Consider the following 14,728-nt stretch of genomic DNA (forward strand, 5'->3'; position numbering starts at 1 on the left):
ACGCGCCCCCTACTTCTTGCCGCCGGACTTGCCGACCTTACGGCGGATAGTCTCGGTCGTGTACTTGATGCCCTTGCCCTTGTAGGGTTCAGGCTTGCGGATGCGGCGGATCCTGGCGGCCATTTCGCCCACCAGTTCCTTGTCAATGCCGCTGATGGTCAGCACCTGGCCTTCCACAGCAGCCTTGAGGCCTTCGGGCAGTTCCACGAGCACAGGATGGGAGTAGCCCACCTGAAGCTCGATGATGGTGCCTTTCACCGCCACGCGGTAACCAACGCCGATGACTTCCAGAGCCTTGGAAAAGCCCTTGGTGACGCCGTCGATGCAGTTGGAAAGCAGGGTACGGCGCAAGCCGTGCTGGGCGCGGGTAACGCGGTCATCTTCAATGCGGCTCAAGATCACGTGGCCATCGGCCTGTTCGTAAGTGAGCAGGGAGCAGACAGGGGTGCTCAGCGAGCCCTTGGGGCCTTTCACTTCCACAACATCCGCTCCGATCTTGACTTCAACGCCATTGGGAACGGGAATGGGCAGTTTACCTATTCTGGACATGCTCGCACCGCCTACCAGATTTCACACAGAAGTTCGCCGCCCACCTTCTTGTCATGGGCAGTCATACCGTCCAGCACACCGCTGGACGTGGACAAAATGCAGATACCGAGGCCGTTCTGTACACGGGGGATCTTGTGAGCGCCCACATACACCCGGCGACCGGGCGTACTGATGCGCTTGAGGCCGCTGATGACGGCCTTGCCCTTCAGGTACTTCAAAGTGATGGTAATGTTACTGTCGGCCACGGTCACGTCTTCGACGTAACCTTCCTGCTTGAGGATGGCGGCTAACGCTTCCTTCATCTTCGAGCGCGGCACATTCACTTCCTTGTGCAGGGCCAAATGTGCGTTGCGGATACGGGTCAGCATATCCGCAATGGGATCTGTCAACATCGAAAGCTCCTGAGAGTTTGAACGCGGGGTTGACGGCCCAATGCCGCCACTTCCCGCAGGCGCGCAAAAACGCGCCATCCGGGCGCTTGCGCGCCCGGAAATTTACCAGCTCGACTTGCGTACGCCGGGCAGCTCGCCACGAAGGGCCATATTGCGGAAGCAGATACGGCAGATGCCGAACTGACGCAGAAAAGCCCGGGGCCGGCCGCAAAGCGGGCAGCGATTGTAAGCGCGAGCGCTGAATTTGGGCTTGCGCTTAGCCTTTACTTCCAAAGAAGTACGGGACATAGCTTAACTCCTACTTGCGGAACGGCATGCCAAGCTGGTCAAGAAGGAACTTGCCTTCCTTGTCCGTGGACGCCGTGGTGACAATGGTGATGTTCATACCCTTGGGATTTTCCACACGATCCACCTCAAGTTCGGGGAAGATGGTGTGTTCCTTGATACCCAGGGTGAAGTTGCCGCGTCCATCGAACCCACGGTCAGGAATGCCGCGAAAGTCGCGCACACGGGGCAGTGCGAAGTTCATGAGCTTGTCAAGAAAGTCCCACATGCGTTCCTTGCGCAGGGTAACGCGGGCGCCGATGGGCATGCCTTCGCGCAGCTTGAACGCAGCGATGGATTTTTTGGCGCGAGTCACCACGGCCTTCTGGCCGGCAATGGCTGAAAGTTCAGCCACGGCCTCTTCCATCAGCTTATTGTTCTGGCTGGCGGCGCCAAGGCCGATGTTCAGAGAGATCTTTTCAATCCCGGGAAGTTGCATGGAAGAGGAGTAGCTAAACTCCTTCTGCATTACCGGAACCACCTTCTCTCTATATATCTTTTCAAGGCGTGTCATCGTATCACCTTATTCCATGACTTCGTTGCACTTTTTGCAGAAGCGCACTTTCTTTTCCTTGCCCTCAGACTCGATGGTCTTGTAACCCACGCGGGTGGCTTTGCCACAAGCGGAGCAGACAACCATGACGTTGGACACGTGGATGGGCATTTCCTTCTCCACGATACCACCGGGCTGCTGAGCATAGGGGTTGGGGCGCATATGGCGCTTGACCATGTTGGTCTTTTCCACCAGCACGCGATCCTTCTTACGCAGGATCTTGAGCACCTTGCCGATTTTGCCCGCGTCTTTGCCGGCGATTACCATCACCTTGTCGTCCTTGCGGATACGATACATTTTCATGACGGTCTCCTACAGCACTTCCGGGGCCAGCGAAATAATTTTCATAAAGTTCATGGCGCGCAGCTCACGGGCCACGGGGCCGAAGATGCGGGTGCCAAGCGGCTCGCCCTGGCTGGAAAGCAGCACAGCGGCATTGCCGTCGAACTTGATATAGCTGCCGTCCATGCGACGCACTTCTTTGGCGGTGCGCACGATAACAGCCTTCATCACGTCGCCCTTCTTCACTTTGCTATGTGGTATGGCTTCCTTAATGGAAACCACTACAATGTCGCCGACCGAGGCGTAGCGGCGGTGTGAACCGCCCAGCACCTTGATGCAGGCAACCTTTTTGGCGCCGGAATTGTCGGCGACCTGAAGCGTGGATTCTACCTGGATCATGGTCCTACCCTACACGGCTTTTTCAATGATGGAGACCAGATGCCAGCGCTTGTTGCGCGAAAGCGGACGGAACTCCACAATCTTGACCTTATCGCCCATACCGCATTCGTTCATGGGATCATGAGCCGTGAACTTCTTGCGGCGCCTCACATACTTCTTGAGCAGAGGGTGCTTGACCAGGGTCTCAACGCGCACGACAATGGTCTTGTCGTTCTTGTCGCTCACCACAATGCCGGTCAGCGTCCTGCCCTTACGATCTTCCAGAGCTTGCATTTTAGGCCCTCTGTTCCTTTTCGTTCAGTACAGTCTCGATGCGCGCCACATGCTTGCGCATGGCCTTCAGCTCGGAAGTCTTTTCAAGCTGCGCAGCGGCGTGCTTGAAGCGGGCGGACATCAGTTCCTGGCGCTGCTCGACCAGCTTGCCGCGCAGTTCTTCGACGCTCATGGCGCGAAGATCGGCGGCAGCGGGCCGGACGCTCTTTTCAATTTTTTTCTTGGCAGCCATTTAGATGCCCTCCCTCACCACGATGACGGTCTTGACGGGCAGCTTGTGCGCGGCGCGGGTGAGCGCTTCGCGGGCAAGGTCAAGGCTGACGCCCTTGATTTCATACAGCACGCGGCCGGGTTTCACCGGAGCGCACCAGCCCACCGGGGCGCCCTTACCGGAACCCTGACGGGTTTCAAGGGGCTTGGCGGTCACAGGGCGGTCGGGGAACACGCGGATCCAAACCTTACCACCGCGCTTGATGTGGCGCATCATGGCGATACGCGCAGCTTCAATCTGCTGGCTGGTAAGCTGTCCGTGCTGCACGGCCTTCAAACCAATGTCGCCAAAGGCAACGGTCGCACCGCGTGTGGCCAGGCCGCGGAGGCGGCCCTTCTGCCATTTGCGGAATTTTACTTTTTTAGGCGCAAGCATTACTGATCAACCTCTTTGTCAAGGATTTCACCCTTGTATATCCACACCTTGACGCCAATGATGCCGTAGGTGGTGCGCGCTTCAGCAAAACCGTAGTCAATGTCGGCGCGCAGGGTCTGCAAGGGCACCCGGCCATCGCGGTACCATTCGGTACGGGCGATTTCAGCACCGGCCAGACGGCCGGAACACGTCACCTTGATGCCTTCGCCGCCGAATTTACGCGCCATGGACACGGTGCGCTTCATGGCGCGGCGGAAAGCCACACGGCGCTCCAGCTGCTGTGCCACGTTTTCGGCCACAAGTTGGGCGTCCACTTCGGGACGGCGGATTTCATTTACTTCAAGCGAAAACTCACGGCCGAACTTCTGACGAAGGTCGTTGCGCAGCTTTTCGATTTCCACACCCTTGCGACCGATGACAATACCGGGGCGGGCAGTGGACAGGATAAGCCGTACCTTGCCGCCAGCACGTTCGATTTCAATCTTGGAAACGCCTGCATGATACAGGAGCTTTTTCACGAACGCGCGGATCTTGCTGTCTTCATAGACAAAGGCGGGGTAATCTTTCTTGCTGAACCAACGGGACAGCCAGTTCTTGTTATACCCAAGCCGGAACCCGAACGGATGTACTTTCTGACCCATAGCCTATTCCTGCCCTTCTGCGAGTATAACGGTGACGTGGCTCGTGCGCTTGTGAATCTTGGTCGCCCGGCCCTGGGCACGGGGCATGAAGCGCTTCCAGGTGGGGCCTTCGTTGACCACGACTTCCTTCACCACCATGGCGTCCACATCAACGCCGCCCAACTGAGAGGCATTCGCCAGCGCGCTTTTGAGCACACCGTAAATAACCCCAGCGGGCTTATTGGGCGTAAAGCGCAGAAGGTTCATTGCCTCCTCCACTCCAAGGCCCTGCACGTTTTTGGCGACAAGACGGGTCTTGCGCGGCGAAACGCGCTGGAATTTCGCAATAGCTTTAGATTCCATATCGCTACCCTACTTCCTGCCGGCCTTAGCCTTTTTGTCGGCGGCATGCCCATGGTAGGTACGGGTGGGCGAGAATTCGCCCAGCTTGTGACCAACCATGTTTTCGGTGACGAACACCGGCACGAACTTTTTGCCATTATGCACCGCAAAGGTCAGTCCCACCATTTCGGGCAGGATGGTCGAGCGGCGCGACCAGGTCTTGACCACGCGCCTATCGCTGTTGGCCACGGCGGTGTCGACCTTCTTCATCAAATGACCGTCAACAAACGGCCCTTTTTTCAATGATCTCGGCATGAGCTACTCCTACTTCTGGCCGCGGCGTTTAACAATAAGCCTTGAAGAGGCCTTCTTCTTGTCGCGGGTCTTGAAACCCTTGGCGGGCATGCCCCAGGGCGACACAGGATGACGGCCACCGGAGCTTCTGCCTTCGCCACCGCCCAGGGGATGGTCGATGGGGTTCATGGCCACGCCACGGACCTTGGGACGGCGACCGAGCCAGCGGTTACGGCCAGCCTTGCCCAGCGAGATGCTTTCATGGTGCACGTTGCCCACCTGGCCCACAGTGGCCACGCAGGCCACGAGAACCTTGCGGACTTCGCCGGAGGGCAGGCGCAGCAGAGCGTGCTTGCCTTCCTTGGCGACGAGCTGCGCGTAGGTGCCCGCGGCGCGGCAGAGCTGTCCGCCCTTGCCGGGGTACAGTTCGATGTTGTGGATGACGGTACCCACGGGGATGCGCTGCATGGGCAGGGCATTGCCGGGGATGATGTCGGCCACCACGCCGTTGCGCTCGTTGACGCCGGACATGACCACATCGCCCTGCTTCAGGCCCACGGGAGCCAGAATGTACCGCTTTTCGCCATCTGTGTAGTGCAGAAGGGCGATGCGGGCGGAGCGGTTGGGATCATACTCAATGTGAGCAACACGGGCTTCAATGCCGGTTTTATCGCGCTTGAAGTCAATGATGCGGTACAGACGCTTCACGCCACCGCCACGACGGCGGCTGGTGACTCGGCCCAAGTTATTGCGGCCGGCCTTCTTGGTCAGACCGACAGTAAGGGACTTCTCAGGGCGCGTCCGGGTGATTTCCTCAAAATCGGAAACCGTCTGGAAACGACGCCCAGCGGAAGTCGGTTTCAGCTTGCGGACAGCCATGCTTATACTCCCTCGAAGAACTCGATTTTATCGCCCTGGCGCAGCGTCACATACGCTTTTTTCCAGCCAGCCTTGCGACCAACCACACGGCCCTGGCGCTCCCTGTTCAGGGGCGCGCGGCGAACCACGTTGACCGCTTCCACTTTAACGTCAAAAGCCTTTTCCACAGCCTGCTTGATTTCAAGCTTGTTGGCCTGGGTGTGGACCATAAAGGCCACCTGCTGCGCTTCGTCCTTAATCAGGGTCGTCTTTTCGGTCAGCAGGGGCTTGAGCAGAACAGAAGTAATTTCCATAACTACGCTCCCTTCTTCGCGAAACGCGCCTGAACGGATTCCACAGCGCCTTCAAGCAGCACAAGCTGCTTGTGCTTCAGGATTTCAAGCACGCTCAGGCGGTCCACCGTGGTCAGCGTGAGACCGGGGATATTGCGAACCGACCGGGTCAGTTCAACGCTTTCCTCGTGCGCCACGATGAGGGCCTTGTTGAGGCCCAGGGTGTTGGCCACCTTGGCAAAATGTTTGGTTTTGGCCTCGGGCAGTTCAATGCCCTTGACCACCATCAGTGTTTCAGCGGCCAAGCGGCTGGACAGAGCCATCTTGAGGGCCAGGGCGCGAACCTTGCTGTTAACCTTGAAGCTGTAGTCGCGGGGGCTGGGTCCAAAAATGATGGCGCCGCCGCGCCAGATGGGCGAACGGTTGGAACCGGCGCGTGCGCGACCGGTGCCCTTCTGCTTCCAGGGCTTGACGCCGCCGCCGGAAACAAAGGCGCGGGTCTTGGCATTGTGCGTTCCAGCGCGTTTCGCCGCCATTTGGGCGCGCGCCACGAGATTGAGGATTTCGGGCCTCACCTCGATTTCGAACACATCGGAAGCCAGCGTAACTTCACCGCTTTCCTGCTTGTTCTGATCAAATACTTTCACGGTAGCCATTGCTGCTTCCTCTACTGCTTGCGGATCAGTACCAGCCCGTTCTTGGGGCCGGGCACGGAACCTTTGACCAGAATGACGTTGTCCTCAGGACGGACGTCAACAATGGTCAGGCCCATTTCCGTAACGGTTTCATTGCCCCAGTGGCCAGCCATCTTCCGGCCCTTGAACACGCGGCCGGGGAAGGTGTTGTTACCGATGGAGCCGTTGTTGCGGTGCACCTTTTCGCAGCCGTGCGTATCCTTGGAGCCAGCAAAGTTCCAGCGGCGCATACGGCCCTGGTACCCCTTACCAACGCTCTTGCCGGTCACCTTGACGGTGTCGCCGGCGGCGAACATTTCAACGGTAAGTTCCTGGCCGAGCTCCTGATCGGGAGCAGCCGAAAGGCGGATTTCACGCAGGTGGCGGAAGAGCCCTTTGCCAGCCTTGGCAAAATGACCCTGCATGGCCTTGCCCACGTGTTTTTCCTTAGCGGCGGTCAGCGCGATCTGCACGGCGTTGTAGCCGTCGCTGGACGCGGTCTTGACCTGGGTGACCGGGCAAGGTCCTGCCTCAATCACCGTAACGGGCACAGCGGCGCCGTTGCCGTCAAATATGCGGGTCATACCGAGTTTGCGACCCAAAATTCCCATTTTCTCAGCCATGACTGCCTCTCGCTAGAGCTTGATTTCCACGTCCACACCGGCGGGCAAGGAAAGCTTGCCCAGCGCGTCGACGGTCTGCTGGGTGGGTTCCAGAATATCCATAAGCCGCTTGTGAATACGCATCTCAAACTGCTCACGGGACTTCTTGTCCACATGCACGGAACGCTGCACGGTATACTTGTGAATGTTGGTGGGCAGAGGAATGGGCCCCGCCACACCGGCACCCGTATTGCGCGCCGTATCCACGATTTCCGCAACGGCTTTATCCAGAATGCGGTAATCGTAGGCTTTGAGCTTGATCCGAATGCGATCGCTGCTAACTGTCGTCATTGTTGCCTACTCCGTTTGCATAAACATCCCGCGTGCCGACCACCGGCTACGCAGGCTTCTTCACAGCATTCGCGGGCCATGAAGCATGGCCCGAAGGCCGACCTCACCCTGGAATGGGACGGAACGGAGCAACGTAAGGGGCTGCGCTAATGCGCGTATCATGCCTGAGATTCAGGATATTCGGAAGATTTTTGGACGCCTGAACGCGCCAGCATCATCCGCATGATACTCCCCGGCGTCGCCCAGGCCAGGCCACCAAGAAAGGTGGCAAGGCGGTCCCGCAGGGTCACCAAATGAGGGGAATTCTCCCCCCTACCTTACAGCCCCGGGTCACGCGCGCCTCCGGGGCAGCGGTGGGATCCGTCGATGGGCTGGAACGGCTCGACATTGTCCGGCATCTGGTAACGCCTGCACATGTCAAAACCTGTCGGATTCGCTTGGAACCCTTCCAGGTACAGCAGGGCAGACTCAATCTGCCCTTCCCTGCCGTCCAGGGAATACCCATTGAAGACACCTGTCCCAATGGGCAAGGGATATTTTAGCCAACCCGGGCCGCCGCGTCAAGGCTTTTTACAGTATTTTTTGCAGTGCGTCGTCAGAATGTCATTTGGCGGCAAGTAAATCAGCAGGTAGCGGCGCGCGTGCAATTTTCCCCTGTGATTTTTTTTGGCCTCAACGACAGAGCGTGTACCCTATTCAAAGGGTACACGCTCTGCCGTCCCCGTGAAGCTCACAAAAAACCTTGCGCCACAGCAGCACACCATAAGAGTTCTAGGGGTGAAGAGTTTTAGGGGGTGGGGGCGTGGGGGAGGAGACCCTTTTGCAAAAGGGTCCCTCCCCCACAAAGTTTTTCCAAAATTCGCCACGGGATCAGACCGCCCCGTCGTCTTTGTGCCCCAGCAGGGCACGCGCGTAATCCTCGCCATTGAAGGGGCGCAAGTCTTCGAGCTTTTCGCCCAATCCCACAAAGGTTATGGGCAGGTGGTGCTGCATGGCCACGGCAATGGCGACGCCGCCCTTGGCCGTGCCGTCCAGCTTGGTAATGATGAGTTCGTCCACCCCTGCAGCTTCCTTGAACAGTTTGGTCTGCGACAGGGCGTTCTGGCCCGTGGTCGCGTCAATGACCAAGATGCTGCGGTGGGGCGCTCCAGGATGCTTTTTGCCCAGCACCTGACGGATCTTGGTCAGTTCTTCCATAAGATTGACCTTGGTTTGCAGGCGGCCGGCCGTATCCACAAAAAGGACGTCCACGCCTTCCTTCACCGCCCTGTCCATGGCCTCGTACGCCACCGAGGCCGGGTCCGACCCCGGGGACTTGGCATGAAAGAGCGCGCCCACGCGTCCGGCCCAGACCTGCAGCTGCTCAATGGCGGCGGCGCGGAAGGTGTCGGCGGCGGCGATCATGACCTTTTTGCCCTGCATGCGCGCGCGGTGAGCCAGTTTGGCGATGGTCGTGGTTTTGCCCACGCCGTTGACGCCGATCATGAGCACAACTTCAGGGGGATTGACGGCGGCAATGCGGCGCGGCGCACGAAATATCTCTTCCACCTCGGCCATGAGCAGGGCGCGCATGCCCGACGCCTGGGTGACTTTTTCCTTGCGGGCCCGTTCCTTGAGGCGCTCCACCAGTTCCAGCGACGGTTCATAGCCGAGGTCGGCCATGATAAACAGTTCTTCAAGCTCTTCCCAGAAGGCGTCGTCAAGCTCGCCGTGGCTTGAAAACAGCGAATCCAGACCGCGCGCCAGTTGATCGCGCGTGCGGGCCAGACCTTCGGTTATCTTGATGAACAGACGGTTGCGCTCGTCTTCCTCGTCTTCCAGGTCAAGGGCCAGAGCCAGGCGGTACTGCAGTTCCGAGCGGAATTCCTCAACCTGGCGATACTCCATGCGCTGCGTCCAGGCGCGAAAATCGTCAACAAAGTCCTGTGCTTCCTGCGGCGGCGCTTCCAGCGCGCCAAGCAGAAAAGCAAGGCGCTGCCACAAAAGATCGCCCGTTGCATCAACGCCTTCCAGAACAATGCCAAGCCAGACAGAAAGGCGCGGCTCCGCCTCGCGCAGGCGCAGCGTCAGCGCTTCTTCCGCAGGACTTGCGGCGGCAGTGACCGGAACGGAGACGGAAGGTGCCGCGTCTACCCCTGCCGGGGAAGCAGATTCGGCAGCGGCGGTCTCCCCCTGATGGGGCGCAGCTTCAGGACTTTCAGTTTCAGACGCTTTTTGCGGCGGCGTTTCCGGCTGGCCAGGGGCCTTACCTTCCTTTAGGGCAGAAGAACCATCCTCTTGCTGAATCTGCGATTCCTGCTCCGCAGAGGATTCGGAGCCGAACATTTTTTTGATGGCTGAAAAAAATCCCATTCCCTCTCCTTATGGCTCGTGCCCGCGCAGACTTGTGCGCAGAGGCGGCATCCGGAGCGTGTTGCCCCGTAAAATACGCATTCCAAAATCTCAAGCACGGCCTTTTGCGCCAGACAGCAACAAAAAACCGTCCGGGCAATTCCAGCCTTCAGCGCAGGGCGTCCAGCACGGCCTCCAGAGCCAGAACGCACTCCTCGACCGCCAGCGTCGCGCGTTCCCTGTCGGGACAGTGCAAGGCCGTCTGCATATCCCTGGCCGCTGCGGCCAGACGCTCGGCTCCAAGGCAGGGAGCGGCCCGTTCCAGCAAATCTCCAAGGCGGCACAGCGCCGCGACGTCGCCAGCCGCGTACAGGCGGCCCATAAGCTCCGGCCCCTGGGCGAAGCTGTGCCGGAACAGTCCGGCGGTCACCTGCCAGGCGTGATCATGCCGACGCACAAAGGCCAGTCCCAGCGCGGGGCTCACAACCTCACCCGCCCCCAGGGGCGCGCTCAGGGGTTCGCTGGACTCCGCGCCGGGCGCATCTGCTCCATCCTCACGGCACGGGCTGACACGCTCGGCCTGAACCTGTTCACCGGGCGCGGCGGCTTCGGGCAAAGCCTCTGCCCCGGTGGCAGCCACAGCAGGTGCGCCGTCGGGAGGGGCGTCCTCGGGAGGGATGGCATCTGAGGAAGCGTCCGCAGGAGGGGCGTCATCGGGAAGAGCGCCATCGGAAAGAACGTCCTTCGGCTCGCGCCGGGGAGAACCCTGCACGCCGCCCTCGCCAGTTGCGTCGCGCTGCAAGCACGTCCGCCACAAAAAGGCCAGGGCCGCCGTCCAGCACAAAAAACTCAGCGCAAAGCGCCATGTTTCGCGCCGGGCCGTGAGGGCAGCGCCCTCCTGACTTACGCGCGGCGAAACATAGACCTCCACAGTGCCCACGGGCCGACCTTCCACGCGCAGCGGACTCAGGCCCGACACGGCCTCTTCATCAATTTCGTCATCCCAGGGCACAGGCTCCCACTGGTAATTGCGGCGCTGGCCCTCCAGCATGCCTTGCGGCGTCTGTACCTTGACGGCGTAGATGCTCTCGTCTTCCATGGCGGCCATGACAATGGTGCGCGCCGCCAGTTCGTCCACATCCCATGCGGGAACGGCCAGCAGGGCCGAAAGTTGCACGGCCGTGTTGCGCGCCTCGACGGCAAGACGCTCCCGGGCGGCTTCACGCTCTGCGCGTACCGTCCACAGGGCAGGCAACAACAGAGCCAGCAGACCGGCGCACCAAATGGCCAGCAAGATGCGGCCAGACGCAATTTTTGCACGCTGTGACATACTTTTCCCACAAAAAACGGATTGCGCGCCTTCTCAGGCGTTGCCACCAACTATAGGGGTGCGCGCCTTCTTGCGCAAGCGGCCTGCCAGAAGGGCCAGATCAGGATCGCGCAAAATCCCCAGGCACAGCATCCAGGCCAGTACGCCGCCCGTAATGGCCAGACAGAGCGAGGGCCACAGCCCCAGGGGTTCCGCTAAACGCACAAGCCCCCCGGCCGCAAGACCGGTAAGGCCCCCGGCCAGCACATGCCGCCACATATCCTTCCAGCCGGGCAGCCAGGGCGGCGCACAAAAGCGTTTGGACGCTGCAGGCCGCATCCGGTCGCCGTCATTTCCGTCTGGCCCGTCATTCCCGCATGGCCCGTCTGGCCCGTTTGGCAATGCCCTTTGCAAAAGGAGCAGCAGCAGACCGCACTGCAACCAGAGGCCAAGACTCACGGCCAGCGCCGGAGCCATGCCGCTGTGCTGCGGCCCGAGAACGCGGGTCAGAGCAAGCCCGGCGGCCAATGTGCCGCCCACAGCCCACAAGGCGCTCATAGCCGTGCGGCGCACAAGCCCAAGGGCGTTGCAGGCCGCCAGCAGCGAACGGTTGCAGGCAAAGGCGGGCAGGCCGGGCACATACGCCAGCAGGGCAAGGCCCGTGTCCCTGGCGGCCTGACTGTCAAAAGCGCCGTGCCCCAGCAGGCCCGTGACCAGTTGCGGCCCCACTGCCCACAATCCGGCGGCAGCTGGCAAGCTGAGCATGACGGTCAGACGCAGGGCCGTGGAAAGCTGCGCCGCGAACTGGGTAAAATCCTTTTCCGCCGCCAGTCGGCTCAGGGTCGGCAGACTGGCCATGCCAAGACAGACGCCCACGAGCCCAAGAGGCAGTTCAAGCAGCCGTTCGGCATAGTACAGGGCGGCCACCTGTCCCTGACCCAGTCCCGAAGCCAGCGTCATGGCGGCCAGCATGGCCAGCTGCGGCGCGGCTGCCCCAAGAACCCCGCCGGGCAGCAGGGCCAGGCAGCGCCATGCGCCAGCCGTGATTTCACGATCCGCACGGGCATCCGCAGTACTCGCGGCAGGCTGCGCGCCCGCGCGGCTCTCACTGGCAGCCGCGGCATGCGCGCGGGTCGCATGCTTTGGCAAAAGGCGGCGCACCGCCAGCCACTGCGCCAGCCACTGCGCCAAACCACCGCAAAGCATGCCCACCGCCAGCGCCTCGGCTGGCGGACAAAACCCCAATGCCGCCGCCACGGCGGCAAGCAGCATGACCAGGTTGAACAAAGCCGGAGACAGGGCGGGCAGCCAGAATACGCCCATGCTGTGCAGAAGGGCCATGCCCAGCGCAGCCATGCCCGCCGCCAGCACATAGGGCAGGCAGATGCGCAGCAGCACCACGGTGCGCTCCAGTTCCGGGCCGCTGAAACCGGGAGCCAGCATTCGCGCCAGCCAGGGCGCGGCCGCCATACCCAGCAGGGTCAGCAGCAAAAGCATAAGGCCAAGGCGCAGCGATAGGGCGCGGGCCAAGAGCCGCAGAACCCCGTTGCCGGATTTTTCCGCAGCGCCGTCGCAGGAGTCAAGGCGCAGGCCGTTGGGGAATCCGTAGCCCTGACGCAGACGCACCAGACTGGCCGTAAGCGTCATGGACAGGGAACCTTCGCCCAGCAGCCGTCGCAACACATGGGGCAGGCGCATGGCCGCCACCAGGGCGTCTGCGGCAGCGCCTCCGCCCAGAAGCCAGGCCATGCTCATGTCGCGCGCAAGCCCCAGCAGACGGGAAAAAAGCGCAAAACCGCCCAGAAGGGCCGCAGTGCGGGCCAGACCGGAGTTGGGCGTATTTTCTTGCTGACTGCGCATGGATGGCCTGCAAACCGGGTTTGGAACCGTCATTTCAAGTGCCGCCGTGGCAGCGTGCCAAGGCATCTGCCAAATTGTCTGTTACGGACGTAACCCGGCGAGGGCCGTCAGACCGTCACCCGACCTGACAGCCCCACAGTGACCCGGCGTAACGGCGTAGGCGCACTAAATCCGCGAGCAACGCGCCGAAGTGGGCATGGCGACCCCCTTAAGTGTTCATCTAGGGCCGATGCGGGTCCGGCTCGGATTTCCAGGAACGAACGACCTCGCGCACAAGGGCGTTCTGCTCTTGGGGCATATCCTTGAAGGATTCGGCGAACACGTGGATGCGCGTTCCCCCGCGTGGCGCGAACAGGCCTTTGACCCGGCACCAGCAGGGGTTCAGCAGAGTGCGCAGGTCATCCAGCACGTTGTTGGTGATGGTTTCCATAAAGGACTGATGGTTGCGAAAGGCGAACATATAGAGCTTGAAGCTTTTGGACTCAACGCAAAGCTCGTCGGGGATGTATTCAACGGTGATGGTGCCGCAGTCGGGCTGGCCCGTCACCGGACAGAGCGAGGTGAATTCGGGAAAGCTGATGCTGATGACATAGGGACGCTGCGGAAAACAATTGGGAAAGGCCTCCAGCTGGGCCACGCTCGGGCCCCCTTCCGGGGTGGCAAGACGGCCTGTGCCAAGTACCTTCAGGTCCTGGGTCTGATCCTGGCTACGAGTGGTCATGACTATGAACTCCTTGAAAAAGATGCCCCGCGCCATCCCAAACCGAGACGGTGCGGGCGCGTATGGGACTTGTAACCCATCGCGCTTGCGGCTACAATATTCTATTATACACTTGAATCCGATATCAGCCATGCGGATTTTCCGGAGCATGCATGAATATTCTGATGCACCTACACGCCTGCCAGCGCGGGCAAGTCCTGCCCCTTCTGCCTGCGGGCGCGCCCCTTGACGGACACATGACGGGCCATGGCCTCATGGCCCCGGAGCAGTGGGCCCTGCCCACGCTCGCGGTAGGAACCACCCTTTGCGGCGCTTGCGGCACAGCCCTGCTCAAAGTGACCGGGCGGGCATGGCTGGACGTGCCGGTCTGCCAGGGCGGCGCGGCCCAGGCCTGCGTCCTTGACGCCATGCGCCATGCCGCGCACTGCCTGCTGCTGACGGCGCTTACCGATCTGCCCGAAGGGCCGCTGGAACTGACCCCCCGCAAGGACGGGCACAGTCTGGCCTGGGTAACCCTTTCGGACAAGGGTTCGCGCGGCATGCGCCAGGACTTGAGCGGCCCCGCCATTGCCGAGGCCGTGGCCGCAGCCATGCCCCTGTGCCACAGCCAGGGTTTCGTGCTGCCCGATGAGCCTGTTCAGTTGCGCGCCCTGCTCACGGAACTGGCCCTGAGCCACGGCTATGACATCATCTGCACCACCGGCGGCACGGGCCTGTCCCCGCGCGACATCACGCCCCAGGTCACGGAAGCCCTGCTTGACGCCAGCCTGCCCGGCTTCACCCAGGCCATGATTGCGGCGAGCATGGCCAAAACGCCGCACGCCATCATATCGCGCGCCGCAGCGGGAATACTTGGGCAAAGCATCATCATCAACCTGCCGGGCAGCCGCAAGGCGGTTGTTGAAAATCTGGCGGCCGTGCTGCCCGCCCTGCCCCACGCCCTGAACAAGCTTCAGGGCGACATGGACGACTGCGGCGGCTAGGCAACGCCAACACAGCATATCCATTTTTGCGGGTTGCCGGTCAACCCAGGGACAGTTTTATCCTGCGGCCGC

Annotated in this window: 22 protein-coding genes; 1 reads left to right on the top strand and 21 read right to left on the bottom strand. The window is 61.0% G+C overall.

From position 1 onward, the window contains the following. Nucleotides 1-9: 9 nt before the first annotated feature. From rplF to queF, 21 genes are all read right to left on the bottom strand, one after another. The gene (gene rplF, locus DESU86_RS03185) at nucleotides 10-549 is read right to left on the bottom strand and encodes a 50S ribosomal protein L6 (RefSeq protein ID WP_179979723.1); all 540 of its coding nucleotides are present in this window, start codon (nucleotides 547-549) and stop codon (nucleotides 10-12) included. Between the two features lie 11 nt (nucleotides 550-560). After that, nucleotides 561-941, bottom strand: a complete 381-nt coding sequence (gene rpsH / locus DESU86_RS03190; RefSeq protein ID WP_179979724.1) for a 30S ribosomal protein S8 — start codon at nucleotides 939-941, stop codon at nucleotides 561-563. Nucleotides 942-1,043: 102 nt separating this feature from the next. Beyond that, on the bottom strand, nucleotides 1,044-1,229 hold the full coding sequence (locus DESU86_RS03195) for a type Z 30S ribosomal protein S14 (protein ID WP_012624307.1): 186 nt from the start codon (nucleotides 1,227-1,229) through the stop codon (nucleotides 1,044-1,046). Nucleotides 1,230-1,239: 10 nt separating this feature from the next. After that, a complete protein-coding gene (rplE, locus tag DESU86_RS03200) occupies nucleotides 1,240-1,779 on the bottom strand; it encodes a 50S ribosomal protein L5 (RefSeq protein ID WP_179979725.1) in 540 nt (179 codons plus the stop codon). Between the two features lie 9 nt (nucleotides 1,780-1,788). After that, complete coding sequence (gene rplX / locus DESU86_RS03205; RefSeq protein ID WP_012624305.1) at nucleotides 1,789-2,121, bottom strand: 50S ribosomal protein L24; 333 nt, start codon at nucleotides 2,119-2,121, stop codon at nucleotides 1,789-1,791. 9 nt (nucleotides 2,122-2,130) lie between these two features. Next, entirely contained in the window at nucleotides 2,131-2,499 is a 369-nt protein-coding gene (gene rplN, locus DESU86_RS03210) for a 50S ribosomal protein L14 (protein WP_179979726.1), read from the bottom strand. A gap of 9 nt (nucleotides 2,500-2,508) precedes the next feature. After that, on the bottom strand, nucleotides 2,509-2,772 hold the full coding sequence (gene rpsQ / locus DESU86_RS03215; protein ID WP_012624303.1) for a 30S ribosomal protein S17: 264 nt from the start codon (nucleotides 2,770-2,772) through the stop codon (nucleotides 2,509-2,511). A gap of 1 nt (nucleotide 2,773) precedes the next feature. Beyond that, a complete protein-coding gene (gene rpmC / locus DESU86_RS03220) occupies nucleotides 2,774-3,004 on the bottom strand; it encodes a 50S ribosomal protein L29 (protein ID WP_179979727.1) in 231 nt (76 codons plus the stop codon). Further along, entirely contained in the window at nucleotides 3,005-3,418 is a 414-nt protein-coding gene (gene rplP / locus DESU86_RS03225; RefSeq protein WP_012624301.1) for a 50S ribosomal protein L16, read from the bottom strand. Beyond that, nucleotides 3,418-4,059, bottom strand: a complete 642-nt coding sequence (gene rpsC, locus DESU86_RS03230) for a 30S ribosomal protein S3 (protein ID WP_179979728.1) — start codon at nucleotides 4,057-4,059, stop codon at nucleotides 3,418-3,420. Before rpsC ends, rplP begins: the two co-directional genes overlap by 1 nt. A gap of 3 nt (nucleotides 4,060-4,062) precedes the next feature. Continuing rightward, nucleotides 4,063-4,401 (bottom strand): 50S ribosomal protein L22, encoded by a 339-nt coding sequence (gene rplV / locus DESU86_RS03235; RefSeq protein WP_179979729.1) that lies wholly within the window; start codon nucleotides 4,399-4,401, stop codon nucleotides 4,063-4,065. 9 nt (nucleotides 4,402-4,410) lie between these two features. Beyond that, on the bottom strand, nucleotides 4,411-4,695 hold the full coding sequence (gene rpsS / locus DESU86_RS03240; RefSeq protein WP_179979730.1) for a 30S ribosomal protein S19: 285 nt from the start codon (nucleotides 4,693-4,695) through the stop codon (nucleotides 4,411-4,413). Between the two features lie 9 nt (nucleotides 4,696-4,704). After that, nucleotides 4,705-5,553 carry a 50S ribosomal protein L2 gene (gene rplB, locus DESU86_RS03245; RefSeq protein ID WP_179979731.1) on the bottom strand — a complete coding sequence of 283 codons (849 nt, stop codon included), beginning with the start codon at nucleotides 5,551-5,553 and terminating at the stop codon, nucleotides 4,705-4,707. A gap of 2 nt (nucleotides 5,554-5,555) precedes the next feature. Continuing rightward, the gene (gene rplW, locus DESU86_RS03250; RefSeq protein ID WP_179979732.1) at nucleotides 5,556-5,846 is read right to left on the bottom strand and encodes a 50S ribosomal protein L23; all 291 of its coding nucleotides are present in this window, start codon (nucleotides 5,844-5,846) and stop codon (nucleotides 5,556-5,558) included. A 2-nt stretch (nucleotides 5,847-5,848) separates the two neighbouring features. Continuing rightward, nucleotides 5,849-6,481 (bottom strand): 50S ribosomal protein L4, encoded by a 633-nt coding sequence (gene rplD / locus DESU86_RS03255; RefSeq protein ID WP_179979733.1) that lies wholly within the window; start codon nucleotides 6,479-6,481, stop codon nucleotides 5,849-5,851. An 11-nt stretch (nucleotides 6,482-6,492) separates the two neighbouring features. Next, nucleotides 6,493-7,122, bottom strand: coding sequence for a 50S ribosomal protein L3 (rplC, locus tag DESU86_RS03260; RefSeq protein WP_179979734.1), 630 nt, complete (start codon nucleotides 7,120-7,122; stop codon nucleotides 6,493-6,495). A gap of 12 nt (nucleotides 7,123-7,134) precedes the next feature. Beyond that, on the bottom strand, nucleotides 7,135-7,452 hold the full coding sequence (gene rpsJ / locus DESU86_RS03265; RefSeq protein WP_022658146.1) for a 30S ribosomal protein S10: 318 nt from the start codon (nucleotides 7,450-7,452) through the stop codon (nucleotides 7,135-7,137). A gap of 870 nt (nucleotides 7,453-8,322) precedes the next feature. Then, on the bottom strand, nucleotides 8,323-9,804 hold the full coding sequence (gene ftsY / locus DESU86_RS03270; RefSeq protein ID WP_179979735.1) for a signal recognition particle-docking protein FtsY: 1,482 nt from the start codon (nucleotides 9,802-9,804) through the stop codon (nucleotides 8,323-8,325). 148 nt (nucleotides 9,805-9,952) lie between these two features. Next, nucleotides 9,953-11,113, bottom strand: coding sequence for a hypothetical protein (locus DESU86_RS03275; RefSeq protein WP_179979736.1), 1,161 nt, complete (start codon nucleotides 11,111-11,113; stop codon nucleotides 9,953-9,955). A gap of 33 nt (nucleotides 11,114-11,146) precedes the next feature. Then, on the bottom strand, nucleotides 11,147-12,952 hold the full coding sequence (locus DESU86_RS03280) for a lipid II flippase MurJ (protein ID WP_179979737.1): 1,806 nt from the start codon (nucleotides 12,950-12,952) through the stop codon (nucleotides 11,147-11,149). A gap of 220 nt (nucleotides 12,953-13,172) precedes the next feature. Then, complete coding sequence (queF, locus tag DESU86_RS03285; protein WP_179979738.1) at nucleotides 13,173-13,673, bottom strand: preQ(1) synthase; 501 nt, start codon at nucleotides 13,671-13,673, stop codon at nucleotides 13,173-13,175. A gap of 152 nt (nucleotides 13,674-13,825) precedes the next feature. Between queF and DESU86_RS03290 the strand changes: the two genes are divergently transcribed. After that, the gene (locus DESU86_RS03290; protein ID WP_179979739.1) at nucleotides 13,826-14,656 is read left to right on the top strand and encodes a MogA/MoaB family molybdenum cofactor biosynthesis protein; all 831 of its coding nucleotides are present in this window, start codon (nucleotides 13,826-13,828) and stop codon (nucleotides 14,654-14,656) included. The last annotated feature ends 72 nt before the right edge of the window (nucleotides 14,657-14,728 follow it).

The organism is Desulfovibrio sp. 86 (assembly GCF_902702915.1).
GTDB lineage: Bacteria > Desulfobacterota > Desulfovibrionia > Desulfovibrionales > Desulfovibrionaceae > Desulfovibrio.